This is a genomic window from Methanolobus vulcani, from assembly GCF_006546655.1.
GTDB classification, from domain to species: domain Archaea; phylum Halobacteriota; class Methanosarcinia; order Methanosarcinales; family Methanosarcinaceae; genus Methanolobus; species Methanolobus vulcani_A.
Map to the genome: position 1 here is coordinate 37,419 of NZ_VIAQ01000006.1, position 26,717 is coordinate 64,135.

23 protein-coding genes are annotated in these 26,717 nt (G+C 41.8%); 7 read left to right on the top strand and 16 right to left on the bottom strand.

The genetic code is table 11. The annotated features are described in order from the left end of the window. The first annotated feature begins 145 nt into the window (after positions 1–145). A complete protein-coding gene (locus tag FKV42_RS00720; RefSeq protein WP_154808330.1) occupies positions 146–343 on the top strand; it encodes a hypothetical protein in 198 nt (65 codons plus the stop codon). A gap of 225 nt (positions 344–568) precedes the next feature. Here the strand turns inward: FKV42_RS00720 and FKV42_RS00725 are convergent, their stop codons facing one another. The 3 genes from FKV42_RS00725 to FKV42_RS00735 all read right to left on the bottom strand — a co-directional run bounded on the left by FKV42_RS00725 (position 569) and on the right by FKV42_RS00735 (position 3,527). Continuing rightward, positions 569–1,024, bottom strand: coding sequence for a carboxypeptidase-like regulatory domain-containing protein (locus FKV42_RS00725; protein WP_230375362.1), 456 nt, complete (start codon positions 1,022–1,024; stop codon positions 569–571). A gap of 251 nt (positions 1,025–1,275) precedes the next feature. After that, the gene (locus FKV42_RS00730) at positions 1,276–2,247 is read right to left on the bottom strand and encodes a DUF4198 domain-containing protein (RefSeq protein WP_196213999.1); all 972 of its coding nucleotides are present in this window, start codon (positions 2,245–2,247) and stop codon (positions 1,276–1,278) included. Positions 2,248–2,672: 425 nt separating this feature from the next. Continuing rightward, a complete protein-coding gene (locus FKV42_RS00735; protein ID WP_154808331.1) occupies positions 2,673–3,527 on the bottom strand; it encodes a nicotianamine synthase family protein in 855 nt (284 codons plus the stop codon). A 116-nt stretch (positions 3,528–3,643) separates the two neighbouring features. Between FKV42_RS00735 and FKV42_RS00740 the strand changes: the two genes are divergently transcribed. Beyond that, complete coding sequence (locus FKV42_RS00740) at positions 3,644–4,618, top strand: radical SAM protein (RefSeq protein WP_154808332.1); 975 nt, start codon at positions 3,644–3,646, stop codon at positions 4,616–4,618. Between the two features lie 176 nt (positions 4,619–4,794). Then, the gene (locus tag FKV42_RS00745) at positions 4,795–5,334 is read left to right on the top strand and encodes a cohesin domain-containing protein (RefSeq protein WP_196214000.1); all 540 of its coding nucleotides are present in this window, start codon (positions 4,795–4,797) and stop codon (positions 5,332–5,334) included. 12 nt (positions 5,335–5,346) lie between these two features. On the opposite strand, the gene FKV42_RS00750 is transcribed toward FKV42_RS00745, so the two are convergent. The 13 genes from FKV42_RS00750 to FKV42_RS00810 all read right to left on the bottom strand — a co-directional run bounded on the left by FKV42_RS00750 (position 5,347) and on the right by FKV42_RS00810 (position 24,112). Continuing rightward, positions 5,347–6,126, bottom strand: coding sequence for an SAM hydrolase/SAM-dependent halogenase family protein (locus FKV42_RS00750; protein WP_154808334.1), 780 nt, complete (start codon positions 6,124–6,126; stop codon positions 5,347–5,349). Positions 6,127–6,199: 73 nt separating this feature from the next. Further along, entirely contained in the window at positions 6,200–7,354 is a 1,155-nt protein-coding gene (locus tag FKV42_RS00755; protein WP_154808335.1) for a PAS domain S-box protein, read from the bottom strand. Further along, positions 7,341–8,531, bottom strand: a complete 1,191-nt coding sequence (locus FKV42_RS00760; RefSeq protein ID WP_154808336.1) for an iron-containing alcohol dehydrogenase — start codon at positions 8,529–8,531, stop codon at positions 7,341–7,343. Before FKV42_RS00760 ends, FKV42_RS00755 begins: the two co-directional genes overlap by 14 nt. A gap of 179 nt (positions 8,532–8,710) precedes the next feature. Beyond that, on the bottom strand, positions 8,711–9,931 hold the full coding sequence (locus FKV42_RS00765) for a PAS domain-containing sensor histidine kinase (protein WP_154808337.1): 1,221 nt from the start codon (positions 9,929–9,931) through the stop codon (positions 8,711–8,713). 248 nt (positions 9,932–10,179) lie between these two features. Beyond that, positions 10,180–11,469 carry a phosphomethylpyrimidine synthase ThiC gene (thiC, locus tag FKV42_RS00770; RefSeq protein ID WP_154808338.1) on the bottom strand — a complete coding sequence of 430 codons (1,290 nt, stop codon included), beginning with the start codon at positions 11,467–11,469 and terminating at the stop codon, positions 10,180–10,182. A gap of 306 nt (positions 11,470–11,775) precedes the next feature. Next, entirely contained in the window at positions 11,776–12,705 is a 930-nt protein-coding gene (gene aglJ, locus FKV42_RS00775; protein WP_154808339.1) for an S-layer glycoprotein N-glycosyltransferase AglJ, read from the bottom strand. Between the two features lie 25 nt (positions 12,706–12,730). After that, positions 12,731–13,282, bottom strand: coding sequence for a TATA-box-binding protein (locus FKV42_RS00780; protein ID WP_154808340.1), 552 nt, complete (start codon positions 13,280–13,282; stop codon positions 12,731–12,733). Positions 13,283–13,430: 148 nt separating this feature from the next. Then, on the bottom strand, positions 13,431–14,537 hold the full coding sequence (gene scpB, locus FKV42_RS00785) for an SMC-Scp complex subunit ScpB (protein WP_154808341.1): 1,107 nt from the start codon (positions 14,535–14,537) through the stop codon (positions 13,431–13,433). 15 nt (positions 14,538–14,552) lie between these two features. After that, the gene (locus tag FKV42_RS00790) at positions 14,553–15,404 is read right to left on the bottom strand and encodes a segregation/condensation protein A (protein ID WP_230375364.1); all 852 of its coding nucleotides are present in this window, start codon (positions 15,402–15,404) and stop codon (positions 14,553–14,555) included. After that, positions 15,401–18,925, bottom strand: coding sequence for a chromosome segregation protein SMC (smc, locus tag FKV42_RS00795; protein ID WP_154808342.1), 3,525 nt, complete (start codon positions 18,923–18,925; stop codon positions 15,401–15,403). Before smc ends, FKV42_RS00790 begins: the two co-directional genes overlap by 4 nt. A 25-nt stretch (positions 18,926–18,950) precedes the next feature. Further along, positions 18,951–19,829 carry a hypothetical protein gene (locus FKV42_RS00800; protein WP_196214001.1) on the bottom strand — a complete coding sequence of 293 codons (879 nt, stop codon included), beginning with the start codon at positions 19,827–19,829 and terminating at the stop codon, positions 18,951–18,953. 177 nt (positions 19,830–20,006) lie between these two features. Further along, complete coding sequence (locus FKV42_RS00805) at positions 20,007–22,667, bottom strand: AAA family ATPase (protein WP_230375408.1); 2,661 nt, start codon at positions 22,665–22,667, stop codon at positions 20,007–20,009. Continuing rightward, complete coding sequence (locus tag FKV42_RS00810) at positions 22,667–24,112, bottom strand: metallophosphoesterase family protein (protein ID WP_154808345.1); 1,446 nt, start codon at positions 24,110–24,112, stop codon at positions 22,667–22,669. The genes FKV42_RS00805 and FKV42_RS00810 overlap by 1 nt, the downstream gene beginning before the upstream one ends. A gap of 136 nt (positions 24,113–24,248) precedes the next feature. Between FKV42_RS00810 and FKV42_RS00815 the strand changes: the two genes are divergently transcribed. Genes FKV42_RS00815 through FKV42_RS00830 form a run of 4 tightly spaced genes read left to right on the top strand, consistent with a single transcriptional unit; the run spans position 24,249 to position 26,703 of the window. Next, complete coding sequence (locus FKV42_RS00815) at positions 24,249–24,719, top strand: DUF7287 family protein (protein WP_154808346.1); 471 nt, start codon at positions 24,249–24,251, stop codon at positions 24,717–24,719. 1 nt (position 24,720) lies between these two features. After that, a complete protein-coding gene (locus FKV42_RS00820) occupies positions 24,721–25,338 on the top strand; it encodes a DUF7288 family protein (RefSeq protein ID WP_230375368.1) in 618 nt (205 codons plus the stop codon). A 19-nt stretch (positions 25,339–25,357) separates the two neighbouring features. Further along, positions 25,358–26,233, top strand: coding sequence for a hypothetical protein (locus FKV42_RS00825; RefSeq protein ID WP_154808347.1), 876 nt, complete (start codon positions 25,358–25,360; stop codon positions 26,231–26,233). Next, positions 26,230–26,703: a DUF7266 family protein gene (locus tag FKV42_RS00830; protein ID WP_154808348.1), complete on the top strand. Its 474-nt coding sequence runs from the start codon at positions 26,230–26,232 to the stop codon at positions 26,701–26,703. Before FKV42_RS00825 ends, FKV42_RS00830 begins: the two co-directional genes overlap by 4 nt. The last annotated feature ends 14 nt before the right edge of the window (positions 26,704–26,717 follow it).

Sequence of the window (26,717 nt, forward strand, 5' to 3'; positions counted from 1 at the left end):
AAAAAATATGCACATATATTTCCTATATAGATTCCATAAGTTACACAGATTTGCAATATATATGTCTTTTCATTTTAATTTATATTATGCTGCCATTCACACGTGTTACATATAAAAAAAGATCAGATCATCATTATAACCATGTGTGCAGTATTACAAACTTTGCCACCCATTCAAATTATTCCCTACAGTTATAAGTTCCAGTGCAAGGAACACTGCAGTCAGGAGTATTGCCAGACCTCCAAAGATACCGCCAATGACAGGCTTTGAAAGTCCCAGACCAATGAACATTGCAGGATATACAAGTGCACCAAGGACAAAACCAGCAGACCATTCAGAATAAGAGATTGGCTTGCTAAAGGGACGTCAATCTGAGGGAAGCAACAAAAAAGCTGCTATAAACACAGACAGTTTAGGTATCTGTTCTGCAATACTACCCAGTTTTTGAGCCCACTTAAAAAAAAGCAACAGCACCTATAGAAACGATCCAGCTAAATGTTATAACAACTGGAGATAGCACTGTCTGAAATATGCGTTATATATATCCTTATAATGAAGGCCAGCTGACCTACTGAGTCTTTGATTTCCTTGATGAGAAATACAGCGCCATACCTGCGATTCCGAAGATATATCCAAAGCCTGCAATAATCCTTGCAGTCAGTGGCAGTTCCGCATCTGCAGTGTCCCCTACCGCATCGCCTGTCAGACTGAATGTTTTTTCTTCCTTGTGACCAGTTTCAGAAACTTCTACCCTGTATTCCGAAACACCAAGCTTCGGAGTGAAATAATACAGACCATCTGAATCGGTCTTATCCTCTATATAAACTTCTTCCTCTCCATTTTTGATAGCATATATCACAATATCTGCACCTGCCATTGGATCCCCGCCGCCGAACCAGGCCTTTATCTCGATCCCGGTGATTGACTCCTGAACATACACACGGTGAGCAGAAGCTGCCGGCATACAGGCAATCAGGACTATGCCTAACAATACCATAATTTTCATTATTTTTAAAGAATCCATAATTTCAAACCTCCCTGTCCAGTAATAACAACTCAGGCCATACATTCCGGATGAAGAAAACCAGTGTAGTAATCCACCCTGCAACAATTACCGGGAAGAACATACACCTTCTGAAATATGCATAAATAATACCATATGTATAATTATGTATGAATTTTTGTATAAACCATATGATTTTGGATTGAGAATCCAAAACAAGGTATAAAATGGGTTTGATAGGGATGTTACTCCCTATCTTTTTTGGTAGTAATTTATTCTTTCCTCATTATTGTGTAGAGAGCACCGAGTATACCAGCAAGGGCTACTGATGCAATGAATCCAGGTGCACTTGCACTTGCTGATTCATCAGAGGATGCTTCACTTTCTTCAGCTACAGCTACGGTTGTAACGGTTGCAGCCTTTGCAGGGAATGACTCCAGAACAGGAACAATGAATACTCCTCTTACAGGCTGTCCATCTTCAGGTTCCATGGTTGCACCGACAAACCAGATACCAGGCTCATCAAGGGTGTAAACGAAGTCTCCTGCATCGTTGGACTTTGTAAGCCTTGTGAAAACCATTGGTGCATCGTATGGGTACATCTCTTCTGCTGCTTCGACAATTTCAATACCTTTCTCAAGTGTGTGGTATATCTCTACTTCCACATCAGCACCTGTGAGAGCTTCACCATCGGAAAGTGCCTTACCTGCAAAGACAAATCCTTCTTCCATGCCGTATGGTCTCATGTATGGAATGATTTCAGTGCCCTGGCCAACTTCAGCATCCCAACCCATCCACATTTCTTCACCACAGTGAATTACAGCTTTGGTGCAGTCTACCATATCCTCTTCCTCATCTTCATATATTACAGAGATGACCGAGTCGCCCATCTGGTCAACTGTGAATGATGTCTTGTAAGCAAGGAAAGTTCCCAGATTACCGTCTTCATCCTGTCCATCGATAGTTACTTCCTCAACTGTAAGATCTTCTACAGTTCCGTCCGGCTTTGTAACAGATACCACAGGAACATTGGACATATCAAAGATTATGTGCTCGTAAGGGTGACCCCACATGATATAGACATCTTTTGTGTCACCAAGTTCTGCAATATAATCCTCAGGAGATATATCCCATACACTGTCTGCGCTATCACTTGGGAAAACCATTGTGAAGTGAGCGCTTCCAATACCGACGGAACACAAGAGCATTCCAATAAACAATAAGCTCAAAACAAATTTTCTCATTATTAATCTCCTACCAACATAATAGAATTACCTCCTACACAGTAACACTAAATAAATAGTTTGTGTTATTTTAGTAATGCAATATTATTTTTTGTAAGATTTAATTAGATAAGATAGAATATTAGTCATAATGCAGAATTGAGCTTTCTGGAAACTTTATAATAAAAATATTATTTTTTGAATAAATACCTAAATTAATACTACCATAATCTTGGGAAACTGTCTGGAGAAGTCTGAGAAGCATAAAAGAAGAAAGAATATGATATGAAATAATGGTGATAATTAGGGATTCTGATTATCAGGAAAGTAACTTCTGTATAGATGTTGCTGTATCGGTAATAATTCAATTGAAAGTGAAATAGAATAGAGAAATCCGAGTATGGCACAAAAAATAAAAGGCTTTTTCATCAACGGACTTACTAAGCTTAGGACCTGGCAGCAGATGATTTGACCGCAAATACAACAGTATTGTTAACCGGGGGCTGCGGGTGAATCCTGCAGGATTCATTAAATTCATCGGCTATGTTTGCAGGAAGGTCAACAAGGATGCTCCTGTCAAGTAATCTCCTAAGACCCTTTTCATATATCCTGCAGGATACCTTTGTACCTGCTGGAAGTGCCTTTGCCAACTGCTCAATAATCTCTTTTTTGGGTTGGGCCTGACCAGCTATCATGATAAGCTCCACCCTCTCACTTAAAGGCAATTTGTAATGGTTTCCATGAATTATTTTAATGGAATTGGAAAGTCCCAGTTTATCCACCACCTTTCTTGAAAGTTCAACCCTCTGCTCATCCTGTTCGATACCAATACCTTTCAACCCATGCTGATGGCACATTACCATCAAGGTCAAAGGTAAAGGTCCGCTTCCAAGGAATACGACCGTATCATTGGCTTTAAGCTCAGCTCCCTGATATTCAGTTTGTACCAGCTGGCAATAATTAGGATAAAAAGAAAAATTTTGCAGCACCTGCCATGGATCATTACTGGCAAGTATAGTATTAGCATATTCGGTTTCAATCTTTATGGTATAAAGAGCTCTGAACGCGGCAATTGTGTCAAATAGCTGATTGAATCTGTAACCATTGAGAATAGCTTCTGCGGCTTCGTCTTCTATGGGTAGTGTGATCAGTTCATCCAGTTTTTGATTAATATTTTTAACATAATTCGAATTACCCTGAAGTATATCTTCATCTTCAAGGTCCTTTATGGATAAATATATTTTTAGAATCTCATCGGTTATTGATTCTGCCGAATGACCTCTGATGCTACACACTCCCATATAATATTTTCATATTGAAGGTATATAAAAGGTTTCAATCGTGATTGTAGTTTTGTGAAGCAAATCTTTTTACATTATGTAAAGGTAAAAAGGAGAAACAATTCCGGATAATCTTCATGGCCAAATATTCACCATTTATTGCTGCAAAAGCTGTCTGGCAGATGCACATCAAAAAACGTCCCTTTGTGCTGTCCCATGCTATCAATTCCAGATGCAACATGAAATGCTCATTCTGCGAATACTGGAAAACAGAAGGCGAAGAAATGGAACTTCAGGACATCTTCAAGCTTCTTGACGAAGCCAGAGACTTTGGAATCCTTGTATATAATGCCTGGACAGTAGAGCCACTTCTCAGAAAAGACCTTCCTGAAATTGTGGCTCATGCTAAAAGCATTGGAATGGTAACATCCCTCATAACCAACGGACTCTTACTTGAAAAACGGATAGATGAACTCACAGACCTGGACTACCTTTCTGTTTCTGTTGATGGGACTTCCAGTTATAAGGATATCAGGGGAGTTGACCTTGATAGGATAATGCCTGGAATCCTTAAAGCAAAGGACAGGATTGACAACCCACTTCTTCTAAACTGCGTAATCAGTGGAAAAAATCTGGATGATATCGAAGAACTGATCACAATGGCAAAAGACCTTGACGTGAAAATATCATTTGAGCCCATGTATGAATTCCAGGGAATAGAAACGGATACATGGGACCGAATGGGAATTCGTGATATCTCAAAGTATCATCAGACCGTAGACAGAATAATCGAGATGAAAAAGGAAGGCTATCCGATAATTAACTCTTATACATATCTTAAAATGGTCCGTGACCTGAAACCTGATTTTACCTGCCATGCAAACGACATTATACTTGACGTCACAGCAGATGGCAGCATAGAGAACTGCAGAGTATATCGTGAACAACTGGGACACATCAACGAAGGTATTGCAAACTTCTGGGAAAGGACAAGGGATATCCGAAAAGAGAAAGCACGTAACTGTCAAAAATGCCTGTTCTTTGGTTATGTTGAGAACAGCCTCATGTATAATTTCAATCCTGAGGTTGCAAGACATTATGAATGGATGTGAGATCCAACTATTTTAGCACCTGCAATAATTTTAATATAATAACGCGCCAATAATTATATTGAATTATTGAAGGTGATCATATTTCATATATTAAAAATTGTAAGACATTTGCAGTTATTTCCTTTTTTGTTCTTATTACACTTTTATTTGCAGGGACTGCAAGCGCAGATATCTCAGTGTCTTTTGACCCATCCCAATTAAACGTTGAAGAAAACGAGGAATTCACACTTGATATCACAATAGAAAGTGATGTCAATGTTTCAGGAGCTGAGATGCAACTTGTATACGACCCCACACTGATAGAAGTTGTATCCATAACAGAAGGTAATTTCTTCAAACAGGAAGGAGCAAGCACAATGTTCTCAAAAGGAACCATTGATAATGAACTTGGAACTGTGACTGGCATTTATTCTGTGATTATGGGAGATGACATGATGCTTGAAAAGGACGTTTTTGCTACCATCACACTTCAAGCAAAGGACAATTCCGGAATTACAGATCTTGAGATGCAAAATGTGGTTATTACCAACTCAGCCGGGGACAAACTACCCATAACAATAACCAATGCAGAAATCGCTATTGGTGATGTGGAACTAACTGCACAGGAAACTGAGACAGAACCCACTAATGAAGAAGAAAGTCCAAAAACCGGACAGAACAGTGCAATAATAGCGATAATGGCAATGTGCTGTTTGTACATTATTAAGAGAAAATAAGAATATGAGCGGTTAACTCCTGCTCATTATTCCTATCCTCATACTACCTCCATTGCCCAGCTGAAGCAAACGTGATGCACTACCCTGATTCACTGCAATCTCAAAGAATCCATGGCTTCCGACCAATGCAACCAGTTCCCATTTTGAAACTCCACTATAGGTATTCAGGAGAGGCATTTGCCTGCCTGATATGGAGAGAACTGTCCCTACTTTTATTTCATCAAGGATTTTCTCGCCAGGAATATTGGTAATTATGTTTCCAAAATCATCCACGTAAACAACAGTTGCTTCAATGAACTCCTTTTCGATATTATAACCTGAAAAATCCATATATACATAACCATCTGTTTTGCGGGCAATTTCCAGGACATCACGACCGGTAGACAAATATGCGGCTGCCGGAGCAAAGATATCCCTGCCATGGAATGTTGATGAGATATGCCCAGAAAGCCCTTCTTCTATAATTTCATAGACCTCAATCTCCCCTAGCAGACGTGCCGGAGGAATCAAAAGACCATTATCCGGCCCCACAAACCACTGACCACCTGCTTTGACGATTATTGCTTTGCGGTCACTGCCTACGCCGGGATCAATTACACCTACATGAATTGTTCCCTGAGGAAAATACCTTACAACAGAATAGAGAGCAAAAGCACCTGCCATGATGTCAGCAGGAGGTACTGAGTGACTAATGTCAACAATTGTGGCATCAGGATTTATGCTGAGTATGACACCTTTCATGGATGCTGGATAAAGAGAGCCAAAATCAGTAGTAAGAGTGATTACTGACATAAGGTTATTTTTGCCAGTTTTGCTATAAATATATACTCAAATTATACAGTAAGCATCATCATATCATTAAATATCATTGTACAGGCTTGTACTGCCCCTGCGGAAAAATAATCTCAAAACGTGCACCTTCATCAGGAAGACCAGTTTCCCTTATATCTATACCAGTAATTGAAAGGATTTCCTTTGAAAGAAAAAGTCCGTATCCTGAAGATGAACTGCCCTTTTTGAACAATTTTTTCTTGTCCTCAATGCCGATTCCATCGTCCTGGAAAACCACCAATAACTGGTTATCCTGCTCATCAGTGCTTATGTAAAGGTTTTTGGCCTGGCTGTGTTTCACCACATTATTTCCAATATTGTAGAAAACCTTCCATACCATCGGGTCAGTAAAGACCATATAATCCTGTGGTTCCATATGGATATTCACCTGAAAGTTGTCCAATGATATCATAGCATCTTTAAGGGCATCCCGGAGATTTACCCATTCAGGAGCATTAATACCTATTTCCTGATAATCTCTGGTGAACATAATATGCCTATCAACAGACCTTATACTACCCTTCATCTTCTGTATCAATTCAATTTGTTCAGGGCTCGTTACTTTTTCTTCGAGAAGTAACAAATATCCCTCCAGAACCATTACCTGATTGACAATATCATGGCGGGTTATCGAACTGAGAACATTCAGTTTATTGTTTGCCTGCCTGAGGGCTTCTGACTTTTTTTCTTTCTCAGTGATATCTTCAGCCACACCATCAACGAACTTGATATTGCCTTCTGAGTCATATTCTGCGGAAAGGGTGAGAGAACAAAGTATTGTTGAACCATCCCTCACTTTAAATTCCATTTTGTAATCTTTTATTTTTCCAAACTGCTTCAACTTATCCATCAGCTCAGCACGGTTTTCCATATGAAGATATATGTCATCAACTGGATGACTTAAAATTTCCTCCTCACTCTCAAATCCCAGTGTCTGCCATAGAGCCGGGTTCGCCTGAAGAATCCTGCCACCTTCCCACGGTTCAGTTCTGAATATACCGATATTCACATTCTCAACAAGAGTGCGGTATTTATCCTCACTTTCCTGAAGAGCATCCATAGCTATGCTCAGCTCATTGATCTGCTCCTTTAGCTGAGGGTAATAACTTTTGCGATGGGATGTCTCACTTAATCCTATAATCTTCCGTCTGAGATCATCCTTTCTGAGATCATCTTCAGAGCGAGTCATGGTAAAGTCTCTCTATGTCTTCAACTGTGGCAGGATTGGGGTTGGTAGCCAGACACGGATCAAGGAATGCATTTTTACTTAGATGCTCGATGTCATCATCTTTTACACCCATACGTGACAATCCGGGTTTTATTCCCAGATGCTCGTTGAGATCTTCAAGCGCACGCACCAGTTTATCTAATCCATCAGAGCGTGAGGAATTTTCTCCGACAATTGCTTTTTCAAGGATTTTATACTTTTCAGATGCGAATGGGTAATTAAACCTGACAACCGGACATAGGAGCTGAGCATTGCATTCACCATGCGGAGAATCCAGATAACCCCCTAAACTATGTGCCATTGCATGCACCAGACCAAGACTGGCGTTTGAGAATGCAAGACCCGCATACATACTTCCAAGCATCACTTTATCCCGAAATACAAGATTATCAGGCTCATCATATGCCTTTGGCAAATATTCTACTATCAGTTTTGCAGCCTCAAGAGCATACATATCAGTTATCACAGAGGAAGCATTGGAAACGTATGATTCAAATGCATGACATAATGCATCCAATCCGGTGTCTGCTGTAAGTTCAGGATTCATAGAGACAGTTGTTTCGGGATCAATGAGTGCAAGATCTGCAATCATAGTTTTACTGATGATGGCAAACTTACGTTTTTTCTCTTCATCGGTGATGATAGCAAACTGTGAAACATCCGCAGAGGAGCCTGCTGTGGTAGGAATACATATTAGAGGAGGTGCAGGCAAAGCTACCTCATCAACACCTTCCAGTTCCAGAACATTGCATTGGTTTGAAGCTACTGCACCTATTGCTTTGCCGCAATCCATAGGACTTCCACCACCTATAGTTACAATAAGATCGCATCCTGCAGCTTCATAGAGTTCCGCACCTTGCATGACCTCTAATGACCTGGGGTTTGAAGAGACTTTGTCATAGACTACAACGTCTATTCCTTCAGAACTGATGCTATCTTCAATTTCTCCCGCCCAACCTGCTTTAATAATGCCCGGATCTGTAACCAGAAGAACGTTTCTGCCAGAGAGACTGTTGACGTACTGACCAATAAGATTTCTGGAACCATCGCCGAGAATGATTTCCGGTGCAGAGAACTTGCGGGTTGGAAGACTGCCCTGCGACTGATTACTTGTTTTATCACTTTTTTCCCCACTCATTTTTAAAAACCACCCATAAACAAGTGAACTTTTTAGCATGAAATTTTTTTCGTAAATACATACGACGTAATACCCACTACGTTACGACTATATTATCCCATATATACAATCAGTAGTTATTTTATAAAATGTTTCGGCTTGCTAATGAAATTAAAAATCCTACATTTATAGGGAAAATTCTACCGGGATATAGAAATGGTAAAAGTAAAAGAGCTTCCTATACCAGGTTCACTTTCAGCCCATATAGTCCCACCATGAAGTTCAACAAGCTCTTTTGAAAGTGCGAGACCAAGACCTGTCCCCTCATATTTGCGAGATTCAGAAGAATCCAACTGCACAAATGGTTTAAACAGCTTTTTTAACCCCTCAGTATCAATACCGATTCCAGTATCAATTACAGAAATCTGAATGAATTTCCCATCTATATTTGAATCTATCAGAACAGAGCCACCACTTTCTGTGAACTTGATGGCATTTGTAACAAGATTATAAAATATCTGCTTTAATTTGACCTTGTCAGCATACACACAAGTTTCTTCAGATTCAGGCGATATTCTGAAATCAATGCCCCTGTTGTCTGCAAGTTGTTTTAGAATGGGATAAATCTCTTCATATACATCATTCAGGAGAATCATCTGTTTATCAATTGTCATTTCTCCAGACTCGATTCTGGCAATATCCAGTATTTCGTTGATAATGCTTAGAAGATGCTTTCCGCTATTAGATATGTTGGTAAGATAGCTAAGCTGTTTGTCACTGAGGTCCCCTCCTACACCTTCAAGTAACATATCTGAAAAACCTATTACGGAATTCAAAGGTGTGCGCAACTCGTGACTCATATTTGCAAGGAATTCGGTTTTAGTCCGGTTTGCATTTTCCGCTACAATTTTTGCTCTTAACATCTCATCTTCGGCTTTTTTCCTTTCAGTGATGTCCATGCATATTGCAAGGAACTTATCACCTGGAATCAGCACAGCATGGAGTTCCAGATAGAATATGTCCCCTTTCTTATTCTTAAAAGGAAATTCCCCGGAAACTTTCCCTTCTTCCTGAAGTCTGGAAAAAGTTTCCGCATAAGTATCCATGCGGGAAGGAAAAATTAAATCAGAAATATGCATTTCCAGAAGCTCTTCACATGAGTAACCTGTAACCCTGCATGCCTCGGGATTTACATCAAGATGCTTTCCATAAAAATCAATTACAAAAATTGGGTATGGAGATATAGTTACATATGTCCTGTATTTTTCCTCACTTTCTTTCAGGGATTGCATTGCCTGTTTAAGCTCTTTGATCTGCTCCTTTAACTGAGGATAATAACTTTTCCTGTGAGAGGTATCACTCAGACCTATAATCTTGTTTCGAAGATTAGTTTGCCTCTTTTCATCATCATGAGGATGCATAGGTTTACCTCTCAGAATATAAGTGCCTGAATTGCCCTGCTGAACACAAAGACCATTTTGCGTTATTTATTGTGTTGCCCACAATAATATGGAAGGCATATAATTATAAAAATATTTGCATTTTTAGCAGACAAAGACTCGCGATAGATAGTGATTTTTAAAAAATATTAAGAAAAATGTGAAAAAGAGTTTTTGTGTAGATTTAGATTTTGAAAAAGAAAAAAGAAGAGAAATAAAGCCAATTGGCATTACTTACAAAGGTCGTAGTTCTGGTTTACGATCTTAAGAGCGCAGAAGTCACCGCACATTGTACATGCGTCTTCGTCTGCTGAAGCTCTCTCGGTTCTGACCTTTCTTGCAAGTTCCGGATCGAGTGCAAGTTTGAACTGCTCTTCCCAGTCAAGTCTTGCGCGTGCTCTGCCCATTGCAAGGTCAACTTCACGAGCTGTTTCTGGGTATTTGACCATGTCACCAACGTGTGCTGCAATCTTTGATGTCTTGACACCCTCAATTACATCTTCAAGGTTTGGAAGTGCAAGGTGTTCTGCTGGTGTAACGTAACAGAGGAAGTCACAGCCTGCGGCTGCGGAAGCTGATGCACCGATAGCTGTCACGATGTGGTCACGGCCTGCACCGATGTCTGATACGAGTGGACCGAGCATGTAGAATGGTTTTCCATCACTCATTGCTTTCATGAGCTTGACGTTTGTCTCTACCTGGTCAAGTGGTACGTGACCTGGTCCTTCTACGATAACCTGAAGGTCGTACTTGTCATGTGCTTTCTGTGCGCATTCGGAGTTGATGATGAGTTCCTGAACCTGTGCTCTGTCAGTTGCATCTGCAACTGCACCTGCACGCATTCCGTTTCCGGTTGAAAGGGTAACTTCGTGTTCCTTGAGAATCTCACAAAGGTAATCGAAGTCTGCATAAAGTGGGTTTTCCTTCTCGTTGTGCAGCATCCATGTGCTCATGAATGCACCGCCACGGGAACAGAGACCACCGTATCTACCGTGTGCCTTCAATCTGTCAAGGACAATGTTGTTAACACCGGTATGGATAGCCATGAAGTTTGTACCGAGTTTTGCCTGTTCCTCGGTTGCATTCCAGAGATCGTCCTCTGTCATGTGGACAATGGAACCATCTCTCCTTGCTGCTGTGATGAATGCCTGGTAGAGTGGTACTGAACCTACTGGAAGGGAGATTGCGTCACAAACAGCTTTCCTGATGCCAAGGAAATCTCCACCGGTACCGAGCTCCATAAGTGTGTCAGCACCTGCTGCCTCTGCTGCCTTTGCTTTCTTTACTTCCATTTCAAGGTCAACGATGTCTGATGATGCACCGATTGATGCGTTTACCTTGGTTGTAAGACCTTCACCCATACCACAGATTTTTATGTCTCTGTATGGAGTCATTGGAATTACGATTCTTCCTGATGCGACACCACGTCTGATAAATTCTGGGTCTTTGTTTTCAACTTTGGCGACGATCTTCATCTCTTCTGTGATCTTACCATTTTTTGCATCTGTAACTATTGTCATTGTTTATACCTCAAGTGTTGATGTACCTTACAATTACCAAATTCTATTTAATATTTGTCAAAAAATAAACTTGAGATCAAGTCAAGTTAACTTTATAGATGCTGGTTGTTCATTCAATATATTGTCAAAATAACAAAAAACATATTGTGAAAATAAGGATGCTTAGACAGTATGAATATTATAAATCAAATTATCACAATATAATCATGGAGAATAATGCAACTAAATCAGATTTGATTTCTTGTAAAATAAAGTAGTGTTACAGTTATGGGAACTTGCAGACAGAAATGAACTCAAGTCCTAAAATCAGTTATCTTCGTTTTCAGTATTTTCACTGATCTTTCTGAGCATACGCATGTTTTCCCTGTGAAGAGTGACCATAAGATCACTAAGAATTCCAAAAATAAACATCTGGAAACCTGCAACTATAAGCAAGGTTGTAAGAATGGTCATTGGAATGCGTGTAACGCCATGGAACCATTGATGGACAACAAAAGTACCTGCAAGAATACCGGCAAGGATAAACGCACCGCCAATTATTCCAAAATAGAACATAGGATTGTGAAGTTTTGCCATTTTATAAATAGTAGAACCGATTCTCCAGCCATCTTTAAGTGGATTCAATTTAGTAGCACCTTCTGAATGTCTTGCCAGATATGTTGTCGGAACTTCCTCAATGCGCAGATCTTTCTTCACACTTTCTATGGTGATCTCAGATTCCACTTCAAATCCCATTTTTTTGAGGTCAAAGGACTTGATGGCCTTTTTGTTAAATGCCCTGTAACCTGTGAGAATATCTTCAAGCCACACACCATAGGCCATGCCAAACATTTTGTTTATTACCTTGTTGCCGAAAAGATTGAGCCTGGTGAAAGCTCCTTCTTCAAAATCCACAAGTCTGTTACCCATAACATGATCTGCTTTGCCCTCCAGTACCGGACCAAGCACAGCATGAATATCCTTTGCAAGGTTTGTCCCGTCGCCATCTGCCATGACAACATAGTCTTCTTCGATAAAATCAAAAGCCTGCTTGATAGCCTGGCCTTTTCCTTTACCGGTCTGGATAATTACCCTGGCTCCTTCTGCCTCAGCTATCTCACGAGTTCTGTCATTGCTATTTCCATCAATTACAAGAATGTTATCAAAGCCTTCAGAGCGAAAATCCCGGATGACCTGACCTATGGTAGCCTCTTCGTTCAAAGTGGGCAACAAAATACAAACGTTTTCGTTTGACATTATTATAAAATAGAAATAAAAGGTCTTAAAGCAGACCCATGCTGTCAAGCTGCTGTCTTACGACTTCAACGCCCTGTTCACAATTCTCAGGGGATTTGCCGCCGGTGACCACAAGCTTTCCTGAACTGAAAATAAGTACTACGACCTTAGGATCGTCAATGCGGTAAACAAGACCGGGGAACTGTTCCGGTTCATACTCGATGTTCTCAAGACCAAGACCAATAGCAATTGCATTAAGGTTCAAAACTGCCTTAAGGTCTGCTGATGCAACAATGTTCTGAACTGTTATCTCAGGGTTTTCGATTGTCTTGATGCCAATATCATTAAGCTTCTTAGCCATATTGCCTATGACAGTGTGAACATCAGCCACATTCTTTGCACCGGTACATACCACTTTACCGGAAGTGAAGACCAGAAATGCAGCTTTTGGGTCAGAAACACGGTAGACAAGACCGGGGAACTTCTGTTTATTATACTCTGCGCCCTCGAACTCAGCTTCTATTTTTGTAAGATCGAACTCCTCAGCAAGCTTGGTAGATGCGACCACATTTTCAATTTTGATGTTGTAATCTGACATAGTATAATCCTCATATTTAAAGCGGGATAATATTCAACAATTCAGTATATAAAGTTATACCCTCTCATTTATATATGTTTTTAAAAAACTGATGAAATAGAAAATGTTATAAGATATATTAACAGGAAATTTACATTATTATCCTGCATCATTCATCTTCAAACTTTTTAAGACCGTCAATCACCGCATCATATTTGCTGCATATACGTTCTATAAGATCGCCTTTCATGCCTTTGTGCGTGGGTATCAGAATATCAGCGCCCTCTGAAACTTCAACGCCGTCACTTGATTGTCCATAGTCAGGAGCAATAACGATTCCCGTAGATGAAACACCAAGACGCAGATCACTGACTATGCGCGCAACCATCTCCGTTGCAGGCTGGACTTTCTTGCTTATCACAAGGGCTTTTGATACATAGCGCTCTTTGAGTTCAGTTATGGATTCAATACTTGAAGTTGCGGTATCTTCTACCCACACATTTTCAAGCAGTTTAATTGAATCAATGAGATCATCGAATGTAGTGGAACTAACCTCGATTATCTCCCCATCATAATACTTGCTGACCTTCTCAAGATAGCCTTTTGAGATTACCATCTTGTAAACATCTTCAAGCTCTTCAAGTTCCTCTTCGGTTGGGTCATAGGCATTGATCACTTTGTACTCTTTTATACCACAAAGCTGCATAAGGGATTCATACATTGGAGTGACGCCAATGAACCTTCTTCCAAGCCATTTATTAAGACCGCTCTGTCCACTCTGGACGCGTGAAAGTTCAATGATCTTCTTTTTAACAATTTCAGGGTCATTGGATTCCAGACCAAAATAATCCGCAAACAGAGACGTAGTCTGCAGAATTTTTGTCCTGCCGTGAGGAAGTGCTTCAACAAATCCCCTTTCCTTTAATTCCCTGATATGATCGTAAGCAGAATTGCCCCTCATATCCACAAGGTCAGACTGAACAAGTGGCTGATGATAGGCTATCATGGAAAGTGTACGCAACATAGGTGCGCTTAGCTCTTTTGGAGCAAGTGGTCGTACTGCATCTGTATATTTTGGTTTGACCTGCATAACGTAACGTTCACCGAGGTCCAGAACCTCAAGACCGGTTTCCCTTTCAGCATATTCCTTTACAAGCTCCTGAGCAACAGGAATAGCCTTCGTCTTATTTTTGCCGATCAGTCTGCCCAGAGTTGTAGCGTCAAGTGCCCCTCCGGCTGCAAAAAGAGCTGCTTCAATTACTTCCTTATCGCTCATAACTGTGAATACACCTCACGCAGCCTCAGTTACATTTACAATATCGCAAGTCTCGTTGCATGGATACACATACAGTTCCCCGAAAAGTTCCTTCTGGGCAAGCCAGACTTTCTTTTCTGTCGCAAGGAACAGCAATGAAACATAAGTCATGATATTCTCAGACCTGTCATCGGTCATAAGATCTGAAAGGATAACAAATTCGCAGTCTTCAAAGGATCTTTCCAGCATTTCACCCATGTCCTTTACACGTCCAAGAATGTCCTCTTCGTGTGCAATTCCAAGGACCTCGTCAGTAGTAACTGCCGATTTTTCCTCAAGTTTGCGGTGAACACTACGATCTTTCCTTCGGGTTTCCACCTTCTCTGCCTTGCGCAGCTCAACGATAAGCTCCTGAAGTGTCACAGGACGAGTGGCTCTGCGCCTTATTGGGAGCTTTGGGACCGGATATTCGTCAACTTCATAGAAATCCAGTTCAGCATCAAACATATCAAAGTCGTCATCTTCCTCTTCTTCCTGAACGATTCCGGTGGATTTCATTCTCAAGAGGATCGCTGCATAAAGAAGAGTCCTGCCGGATAAGCGAAGGTCCAGCATCTGCATAACCTCTATGCGCTCAAGGAACATATCTGTGACATTGACAATATCAATATCCCATGGATTGATAGCACCATCCTTTGCAAGGTTCATAAGGATCTCAACAGGTTCGCTGAGGACATCTTCCGGGAATTCCAGAAGGGCTTCATCAACACCCAGACCCCTCAAAGTCTCAACAAACTCAGGATCAATGGTACATGGTAACGAAACATCAGCTATCTGGGCAATGTCAACTGCCTGAACCATTTCCATATCTTCTGCTATTTCGTTCAACGTAATTTCACTCCCGTTATACTTGTAATGTTATTTTCCTGCATTGCAACACCGATAGTGCGCTCTGCAGCTTCGATCATTGGTTTTCTCAGGGACACAACAATGAACTGTGCATTCTTAACTGCCTTTTTCACACGCTGGGCAACTCTTCCGGCATTTGCTCCGTCAAGGAACATGTCAATCTCATCGAATGCATAGAAAGGTGCCGGCCTGTACTGCTGAATAGCGAAAACAAATGAGAGTGCGGTCAGACTCTTCTCTCCTCCGGACATCGCTTCAAGACGCTGAAGGGTCTTTTCCTTAGGCTGTGCCCTTAGTGTAAGACCGCCTGCAAATGGGTCTTCATAATTATCAAGAACAAGTTCTCCGATTCCATCAGAAAGCTCGTGGAATATTTCCTTGAATGGTTCGTTGATACCATTGTAGGTTTCCATGAAAGTGTCTTTTTTGAGCTGCTCATATTGTGCGATACGCTCAAGGATCTGTTCCCTTTCAGATGAGAGAGTGTCACGCCTGCTTACAAGCTCATCAAGTCTTGCTTCAACCTCATCATATTCATCAATTGCACGCATGTTAACAGGTTCAAGGCGCTCCATTGCCCTTTCGATAGAAGCAATCCTTGTGCGCACAGTCTCATAATTAGGAACTTCCTCGGTTTCCTCGATACCACGCCTCTGGATCTCTTCGGTAAGATCACTTACCTGCTCATCAAGGGCTTCCTTTGTTGCATTCAAAGCCATCATCTGCCTGTTGCCTTCATCAAACCTGGCCTTGAATTTATCAAATTCTTTCTTCAACGCAATATGTTCATCGTGCAAGCGGGTACGTTCCTGCTGCAACTCCTTAAGCTCATCAGCAAGTTCCATTTCACGCTGCTGCTTCTCCTTGAGAGATTCCTCAAGTTCAGTGATCTTGTCCTTAAGATCAGAAACGCGCTGCTTGTGAGTGCTCTTCTTCTCATCCATAGACTTGATGAGTTCCCTGTTCTCTTCGATCTTATTAGATGCATAATTGCGGTCAAGGTTCAGAGCATTAAGGGTGGATTCAATATCCCTCACACGACCATCCAGACGTCTGATTTCCTCGTCAAGCTGCTCAGCCTGCCTGTTAAGTTCAGGAACCTCTGAACCTTCCAGTTTCTCTTCCAGAACCTCAATGTCCTTTTCAAGTGAAACAACAAGTTCTTCCTGCTCCTGCTTCTTTGCCAGCGTTGCATCCATCTCAACTCTTAGTTGCTTGCGGGCTTCCTCGATCTCTGCAAGTTCGTTACTCTTTGCATCAATAAGCTGCTCAAGACGCTCGCCCCTGCCTGCAATCTCCTCAAGCTGCATCTGTTTCTTGGAGATTTCTTTATCGTGCTCATGAATCTCACGGTTTATCTGAGCAACATGCCCTTCAACCTGGTCCAGTTTCTTGATCGCATTGCTGCGCTTTGAATCCAGTTCGGTGATCTTTTCAGCGATTCTCACAAGCTTGTCCTTTTCAGATGCTGCAAATGAAAGACCGGCTTTCTGCTGCTGGGAACCTCCAACCATTGCACCGCTCTTCTCAATAACTTCACCTTCAAGAGTAACCATTCTTAAGCCCCCCATCAGGCGGCGTGCATTGGTAAGAGTGTCAACAATAAGAGTATCTCTGAAAACATACCAGAAAGCAGCTTCAAATTTATTATCAAAATCTATAAGGTCTATGGCATAACCGATGACACCTTCCCTGTCAGAAAGGTCCTTGTACGGCCTGCGGGCTTCCATTTTGTTCAGTGGAAGGAAAGTTGCCCTGCCACCACGCCTTTGTTTCAGGAAAGAGATAGCTCTTGCAGCATCCTCATCATTTTCTACAACAACTGCCTGCATACGTCCGCCGGCTGCAATTCCCAGTGCATTGGAATACTTCTGGTCAACGCTACCAAGCTCTGCAATAGTTCCATAAATTCCTGGCAGACCATGGTGCTTCTTCTCATTCATTACCATGTCAACTGCTTTGGAATATTTACTGTGGTCTTCTGCTGCCCTGACACGAACCTCGATTCTGGCATAATCATTCTCATGCTTGCGAAGCTCGTCCTCAAATTCCTTAACAATAACTTTCAACTGGGAACGTGTGAACTCAAGGTCATCCATGTCCTTTGTCAGGGCATCAATCTTCTCATTGAGTTTATCAATATCATATTCTACGGATTTTGTGTCACTGCCTGAAGATTCTGCCTTTGATTTCGCATCAGCGATCTCGCCCTCGATATCCCTTGCTTCAACAGACTTTCTCCTCTGGGCATCAAGCAGGCGGTCTTCCTGGCGCATAAGCTCGTTTTTCTCATTCTTCACAGCTTCAAGCCGGGATTTCAGTTTGCTTAACTCATCACGGGTCTGTGCGAATTTAGCGTCCACATCAGCGATCTTACTTTGCAGAAGCATGCGTTCGGTCTTGCGCTCTGACATCTCAGCAAGGATGCTTTCCTTACGCATTGTCTCTTCAGAAATCTTAGAATCCAGTTCCTCAAGCTTGCCTTTAATCTCATCGATTTCCACAAAGGCCTTTCTTCGTCTGGATTCAACATCTTCCATTTCCTTTTCAGAAATCTCAATGGTGTCCACGCACCTTGAAACTTCACCACGGATACCCTCGATATCTTTCTTGATCTGGATCTGCTCATCCTCACCCATTCTCTGGATGTTCAGGGTCATTTCCTCAAGTTCCTGCTCCAGTTTATCCACAGCAACTCTCTTGGCCTCCAGGTCAACTTCCAGTTTACCAAGAACTTCCTCTTTTGCAAGAATATCGTCAGCAACATTTGTGAGTTCTACTTTGGCATCCTTCAGCTTTGCCAGCAAAACGAAACCTTCAAACTTCATTTTCTCTTCTTTAAGAGACTGGTATTTGAGAGCCTGGTCACGCTCGGTCTTTAGCTTTTCAAGCTGCTGACCTACCTCTTCAATGATAATATCAACCCTTTCGACTCTCTCACGCACAATCTCAAGTTCGCTGAGTGCCCTATCCCTCTTGCTGTCAAATTCAGCAACACCAGCAATCTCATCTATGATCTTACGCCTCTCACCAGGAGTCATATTGATGATACGGGTAACGTCTCCCTGCATCACAACATTGTATCCTTCAGGAGTTACACGAGCCTTTGCAAGATAATTATGAACTTCAGTAAGGCTTACAGCCTTGCCGTTAAAATAGAAATAACTGTAATAACCGGAATCAGTTTCCCTTATCTTTCTGGTGATGGAAATCTCATCTGCATCAACTGGCATTTCACGGTCAACATTATCAAACCGAATGGTAACCTGTGCAAAGTCCGGTTTTTTGGAACCCTCCCCATTATAGATAAGATCGGTGAGTTTTTCAGCTCTCAGGGTTCTGGAACTTGAAAGACCCAGCACAAAGAGAATACCGTCTATTATGTTAGACTTACCACTGCCGTTTGGACCGGATATCGTGGTGAAACCATCAAAAAAAGGTATCTTTACCTTTTTCCCGAAGGATTTGAAGTTTATAAACTCAAGTTCCTTGATATGCACGTGATTCCTCTGTTTTTATGAAAGGTCATTTTCTTCGTGTGGTGGTCATTATTACCGCATCTTCATCTTCACGTGCCTCTACGGACTCGTAATCTGAATCTTCATTATTATCATTGCATGAAGCTGGCTTATCCTCTTCAGCAACAATATAATTGCAGGAGTCTCTTTCCTGACGTGATGTCCAGTTGAGTCTCATCTGGCGTTCGTCATCGGTTTCTGCAATAATATATTCAGACCTTGGTTCAGGTTCTGGCATCTCCGGCTGTTTTACAGTCGGAACTTCCCTCACATTAAAACGCATATTTGAGGATTGAGAAGTTGGGGGTTGTCTGGAAACAGGCTCCGGTTCTGCAGATCTGATGGATACTTTTGGACTTGACTGGCTTGTATAAGATACGGTTTCTTCAGGAACTGAGGGGGTTGACGGAGGAACCATCGATGAAAGTGATGCACTCTTAGGCGGAGAAGCATTGGCTGAAGCTGAAACCGGTTTAGGTTCCGGCCTGTAAACCCTGGGACTTGAGTATTCAACAGGTGCTGCCTCAGAAACTGGCTTTTCTACCTTGGGTGTTGGATTGGGTGTTAGATTAGATACCAGACTTGGTGTGGCTTTAGGCTCAGCTTTCCTTTCTTTTGAAACTGAAACCTCTTTCAGCGACCTGATCATTGATTTCTGGTCAAGAAGCTCATCCATTATCCCGTTAAGATTACTGCTTATGGACTGGACCTTGCGTTCAAGCTGAGCTATGCGATTGTTAAAATCAAGGTCGTTCTTAAGATCGCTTCTGATCTCACGGAGTATAGACTCCCGGAGATTGGTTTTAATATCGTCTAATTCTGCTTCTTTTTCCTTGAGCTGCCGCTCAAGGCGTTCAATAACAAAGTCCCTGTTTTCAGTGTTCATGAAAAGCCTCGCAAATCCATTCAGTCCCTCATCGCTGTTACGCGAAAATACCACGTTATTATATGAATAAAAGTATAATATACCTTATGGTTGTCTCTTGTATTTTATTCAAGCAATAAATAATTATTTAATTTGATCTGCGTTTCAACGGTTTCAACGCATTTTATCGGGCAATTATTACCGGGCGAATATAGCAGAATTGTTAGTAATAGGATCTTTTTCAACTGCAAACACGTGGTCTGCAGAATCTATCAGCGACTCATCATGGGATACAATGAGTATCTGAGCAACTCCTATCTCCCTCATCATGTCAACAAGTTTGATGAGCTGGTGCACATGCCCCCTATCAAGGAAAACCGTCGGCTCATCCATAATGAGTGGTGGAAGACCTTCCCCTGCATGTGTTGAACTTCCAAGTGAAAGCAGGCGATAGATAGCACAACGAAGAACCAGATTAAAGAGCGCCCTCTCGCCACCACTGAGAAGTTTGGGTTCAAGAGCAGTTCCGTCCTTCTCAAAAACAGTCAGGTTGTAATCAGCATCTAACGTCACATGAGAATATGCATTATTGGAATACATGAATGTGAATATCTCATTAATAAGAGTATCAAGGGTCTGGATGTTACTTGAGCGCAACTGAGCACGGATACGCATATACATACTCTCAAGGTTTTCCGCATCTGAGTACACAGCCCGCAGGAAATCACCTTTATTCTGAAGCACAGTAAGACCTTTCTTCATATCAGAAAGCCGCTTTCGGTCATTTTCAGCCATACCGGCCTTCTTCATAACCTCATCCTTTTCAAGCTTCAGTTTGTCGATCATGGAATTGATATTCCCAAAAGCAGTATTGTATTTCTTACTCAGAACTTCCAGTTCCTTCTTATCGAACTCACCAATACTCTTATCGATCTCTGCAAGCAGCTCTTTCTTTTCACCAATCTGGGCATCAAATAAAGAGACCATTTCCTGAATGCCTTTTATTTTATCATTCATCTGCATAATCTCAGAATTAATCTTATCTGATTCAACTAGAGCTTTCTGCATTTCCCTGAGTAAACCAAGTTTTTCAAGCACCACAGCATGTTCTTTCTGTACAGAATCCTCATTCTGCTTTATCTGCTGGATTCCTGCTTTGGTCCCTTCAAGAGCTTTCTCCAGCAACTCCTTGCTATCCAGTAATTCGTGTATCCTGCTCTTATAATCATTAATGCGAAGCCCATACTCCTCTACTCTTTTCTCATCACGCTCAATTGCTTCCTTTTCAGACCCAATATCACGGAGAACAGCATCAATATCTGACTTACAGCTTCTTGCAGACTTTATTTTCTCAACCCTGGCCTCAGTTTCAGTCTGCTTGACCTGCAACTCTGAAAGTTCAGATTCCAGCTTTACCAGTGCCTCATCATCCTCAATAGTAGACTGCTCCACACAGGAACCTTTCAACTCCTGACCACATGTAGGACATTTTCCGGCTTCCAGCAGCTTTTTTGAGTTTTCAAGCCGGAATTTCAATTCTGATATTTTCACCTTCAGTTCAGATTCCAGACCATGGAACCTTTTCTGCTGATCATTTACAAGATCAAGCACATCATCGATATTCTCTAATTTCTCAAGACTGAATCCCAGAGAGGATACTTTAGAAACGATTTCCTTACGTGTGTTCTCACGTTCAGCGATCTTAAGTTTATGCTCTTTAGTTTCAGTATGAACAGATTCTATTCGGGATTCAATATCTTTCATCCCATCCTCAAGAGCCTTTACCTGCTTTTCAGCATCCTTTATCGACTGCCCCGTGTTGAGAATGTCTTTTTCAGCAACCGCCTTCCTGCTCTTCACCTCAGCCAGCCTGTCACGAACAGAACGTTCTTCCTCATCCATTTTAGCAACGAAGAAATCTGATTCCTTTGAATCAACAGAAAGTTTTGATTCGATCTCAGAAACCCGTGATTTTTTCAATTCAAGAACTTCCCTGCGTGAGCGAATGTCCTTTGAAAGCGTATCAATGGATGTAAATGAACGGGATTTACGGTCTGTAAGTTCCTTAATCTGCTGCTGCACAGCTTCTTTCTTAGATGAAAGCTCACTTAATTCGGATAACTTCTTTGCAACCTCATCGATAAGACTGCGTGCCTGATCCCTCTTCTCATTCAGGGATGAAACTTCCTCATCTATCTGCAAAGACCTCGTTCTCAAGGTTGCCAGTCTACCACTTGGGTCAGAATCCTCAAGAAGCTGAATATCCGCATTCAGTTCCTTGACCCGCCTTTCATTGTCCCGCTGATGTCTTCCCACACCAACCCTTGCACTTGAAGCTCTCTCCCGGTATTCTTCCAGCTTCCCTAGTTGCAGCAGGTCATCAATCATTTTCTGGCGGTCTTTTGGCCTGGAATTAATAAGAACATCAATCTCGCCCTGCCTGATGTAAACACAGTTCCTGTACGCCTCCTCATTCATATTGAGAAGAGAAGTCACTGCCTCATAGGTGCGGGAAGCCTGATCAAATATGATCTCTCCATCCCTCTTGAAAACAGATTTGGTATTGGAAGCACGACCTTTTTCAGGATCGTTCCTGAAAGACTGCTCTATAGAATAAGCATGGCCATTCTGCTCAAATTCAAGCAGTATTAATGCCTTAGAAGCACCTTTTGTAATAATATCGGAAAGAACAAATTCCTTATCCAGCGTCTTACTCCCGAAAAGTCCTGTAAAACATGCCTCAAGAAGACTGGACTTCCCGCTCCCATTTACACCTGAAACTACAGTCACTCCATCCTTGAAAGAAAGGTCAAGCTCTTTGTAGCTTCTGATATTCTCAACTTTCAGGCGTTTTAGCATCACAGGTAATCACCCAGATTGTACTGTCGGGGCTTTGGTGTATCTTCGTTCTTCTTTTTTTCGGAGGAAGACTTCTTTTCAGCTTCCTTTGGTATATCAACATCCTCTTTATCTGACGTAAGAGGTATTTCATAGCCGCTTTCATAAACTATTTTTTCTTCTTCCACAGTCAGAGAAGAAACTTCGGAAGAGGATTCAGGTTCAGAATAGGAAACATGGCCTTCAGGAGAATTTTCATCAGCAGGCTGTAACCCCTGTTCACCAGAGTTTTCAGGAACCAGTTCATCAACAGGAGCAGAAACCTGAACAGGATTTGTAAAATCGATCTTTTCCAGAAGCTCTCCCAATTTAAGTTCTGCCTCATCTCCCATTCTGGTCTTGGCTATCTGGGAATCCCTTATCAGATCATCAAGAAGCAGACCCCCGGAAGTGAGATTCATCTTCCTTATCTCTTCTTTGATAACATCGTCAGGGTCTGAAAAAACCACTTTCAGAGTAGGGTCATTCAGAGTATCGACTCCTGCTCTCTGGTCCTTTATTCCGGGAACCAGAGCACCTCTTGACAAAAGGAACTTCTCGATCTCGCTGAAATCAAGCCGGGCTTTCACATCACCTGAAAGCTCAACGAACACGACCTTGTCATGAATGTCGTGCTCCATAATAGCATTAAAAACATCTTCAATGGCATTTGGTTCTTCATTCACATTCACAGGGATGAACAGGAACTCACGGGTTGGAATGATCCTTTTACTAATCTCAATACCACTGTCCTTTATTGTAACTATATTGTATGACCGCGGCTCGCGTTCTGATGTACTATTCCTTTCAGTACTACCAGGATAGGTAACCCATGTATCATCAACCTTGGTGACCTCATATTTGTGATTATCACCAAGAAGCACTGCGTGTATATCAAAGGGAATTGAATCGATGACCTCCTTTATGTCCCAGTCACCGAACGAGAAAGGCTTAACAAGCTGGTGCATCACAAGCAAGTTATAACGTGCATCAGTTTCTTTACCATCGAATATGGAATAATCAAAGAGAGGAATCTTTGTCTTGGCTACACTGTCAATGCCGTATATAGCCACATCCCCAAGCCTGTAAGGCTCATTGCTGAGTCTGGTCACAAGTCCCAGACTACTGTAAAGGTCAAGCCATTGTGTATTCTGTTTGCTCTCATGGTTTCCAACTATCGCAAGCAGTGGGATTCCGGCACTTTTGAGTCTTGAAAAAAGCCCCATTGCATCAAGAATATCGTCAAGTGTTGGATTGCGTGAGTCAAACAGATCGCCTGCGTGTATTACAGCATCCACACTCATATCAATAGCATCATCCACCACAGCAGAAAAAGCATTGAGAAAATCCTTGCGGCGTACATCGCTGTGATATTGCCGGTATCCAAGATGTGTATCCCCTGTGTGGATAATTCGTATCTCATCCATCAGGAACTATAATATGTTTTTGTGATTTTTAATTCTTTGGTAGGAATAGAAGGATATGCATATCACTGGCAATTGTATACGAATATTATTACAGTTGTTTTTTATATAATAGATGCATAATAATACACCGGGCACCATGGATGAGAAAGGGCAAATCACTATAGATTATCTTATCAGTATCACTATCTTCCTGTTTACAGTAGTATTTGTATTCAACTATACCTCAGGTATTTTTACACCTTTCCAGTCCAACTCTGACGAGGTAACACTGATTGCTGACCGTGTCTCTACTACACTGGTAGAAAACAGGTTAAGTATCGGAGATGAGAGCACACCCAATCTTGTCAGCGAAACAGAAGTTGATAATTTCTTTACAGAGCTCAATGGAACTAACTACGATGACATCATCGACTCCCTTGGAATGAACGGTAGTTACCTGCGATATGACCTCAACGTTACGCTTGAGAACAGTACAGCAGTGATAGATTCAGCAGGGGAAGTAATACCGGTTGGTGTGAACGTAGGCCAGACAAAGCGCATTATCCTGCTAAAGGATGAGAGCTCGGGAAATACCGAGACCCTTGTAATGTCATTCAGGGTGTGGTAATGTGAATGGAAAACTATTACCTGATATCAGAACAAGTACCTCAGCCCAGATGCACACCCTGGAAGCTATCATTGCAGCGATGATAATGGTGGGCATAATAATTTTCGCGGTGCAGGCAACATCCCTCACTCCACTCACATCCTCAACAGCCAATGCTCACATAGAAGCGCAGCTTCAGTCAATGGGCCAGGATATGCTCAACACACTTTCATATTCATCATACGGAGAGGATTCACAACTTAAAGAGGACATAGAGAACTGGGATGGAAATGAATATGTCTGGAACGGCAGTGCCTACCAGATATTCGACTCCGAGAATGAAACCCTTCAGAACAGTTCACTAGCAGACGTTCTGCTAATGGTTGCTGTCCCCAGAGGTATCGCCCATAATGTGCATTTTGGATGGGTGGATGAGAACGGCATTCTAAGGGACAGACGATACATCTACAACGGTGAACCATCGGACAATGCCGTTATAATCTCAAAGAAGGTCCTGCTGTCCGATAATGACATAGGTAATACATCGATATTCTATGCAAATACCACCATCCCGGATGCAGATGAGGTCACCGATTTTTACAATGTCGTTGACGTGAGAATGACACTATGGAGAATGTAAAACCGGAGAAGTGAACAATATGAGAAGGTTCGATGATTCCGCACAGTTATTATTGATCGCAGGTTTTGCAGTGGGTGTAGGCATAGTGGTTATCACCATCATGCTTAACAATGTCATATACGCCAGCAATATAGCCTCAGAATCCAGTATCGATACTTCACGCTACGACATGGCAAACGCCGTCCAGATGACCACCGAAGCATGTGAGGATGCATACCAGTACTCCATAACAAACGGGTCACACAGTAGTATAGATAATGATGCTTTCGAACAGTACATGGAAAATTATACTGACAAAGTGTCACAGAACTTTGGAATAGCAGGACTTACGTTCTCCTGCCAGAACTACAATACATCAACGGCACACTTCACCCACAGCGGACTTGCAGATGGAGAGGATGACTGGACGGTAGTGGAGAACATCAATACCACAGACTCATTCGCACTGTCCATTAATGATACATCATTGCTTGGAAATGAATCCAACAAGGTCATGATAAAAGCTACAAGCACATCAGGAACCATGTTGTGGTCAATGGAATTCTATAATTCCAGCAGTGGAAAGATCAATATCACTGTCTCAAACCAATCATCGACCATTGAGAATTTCCAGGGAGATAGAGAGATCAACATCACAGATAACCGAATAGATAATGGAGCAAGCGGTTCTTCTGATTTTCACTTCTCGGACCTCACCCTGGGCCAGGAATATTCCATTAGTATCATAAACGGAAGTCAGGCAGTTGGAACCTATTCGATATCAGGAAATCTGTCCACAGGTCAGACTTTTATTCAGGCACGGTACTGGGTAGTGAACCCCACGATAACCCTGTCTTCAAGAGAGATGACCATCAACCGGACCGTTCCAATCACACTTCCGGGAGGAGTCCTATGAGAAAACTGACAGAGGATGAAAGTGCAGTCTCCATATCAATAGGATTCATCCTTACATTCTCGATAACAGTACTGATACTTGTGACCATCCTGACATCTTTCTATTCTATGATGGACCAGGCTGAACAGAGAGTCATGCGTGATGAGTTCGAGATACATGGCAGTGATCTTGCAGTGAAGATAACGACCATCGATACAATAGCAGGAGCTGCGATGGATTCCGGTGCAACTGTTGGAGAGATCAGCTACGAAGTATCCCTTCCTGAAAAGATAGCAGGAAAACATTATGCTATTGAGATCGACAATACAACTAAAGAAATAATCATTTCCTCGGAAGAAAGGGATGAGACACGTGTCAAAATACCTTTTTCGACTGACGATACAACAGTCCTTTCGACAACCCTGTACAGCCCAAAGGGCGAATTCCTGATAACTTACGACCCGGACACAAATACCATTGAGATGTCCTGAAAGCGATAATATAA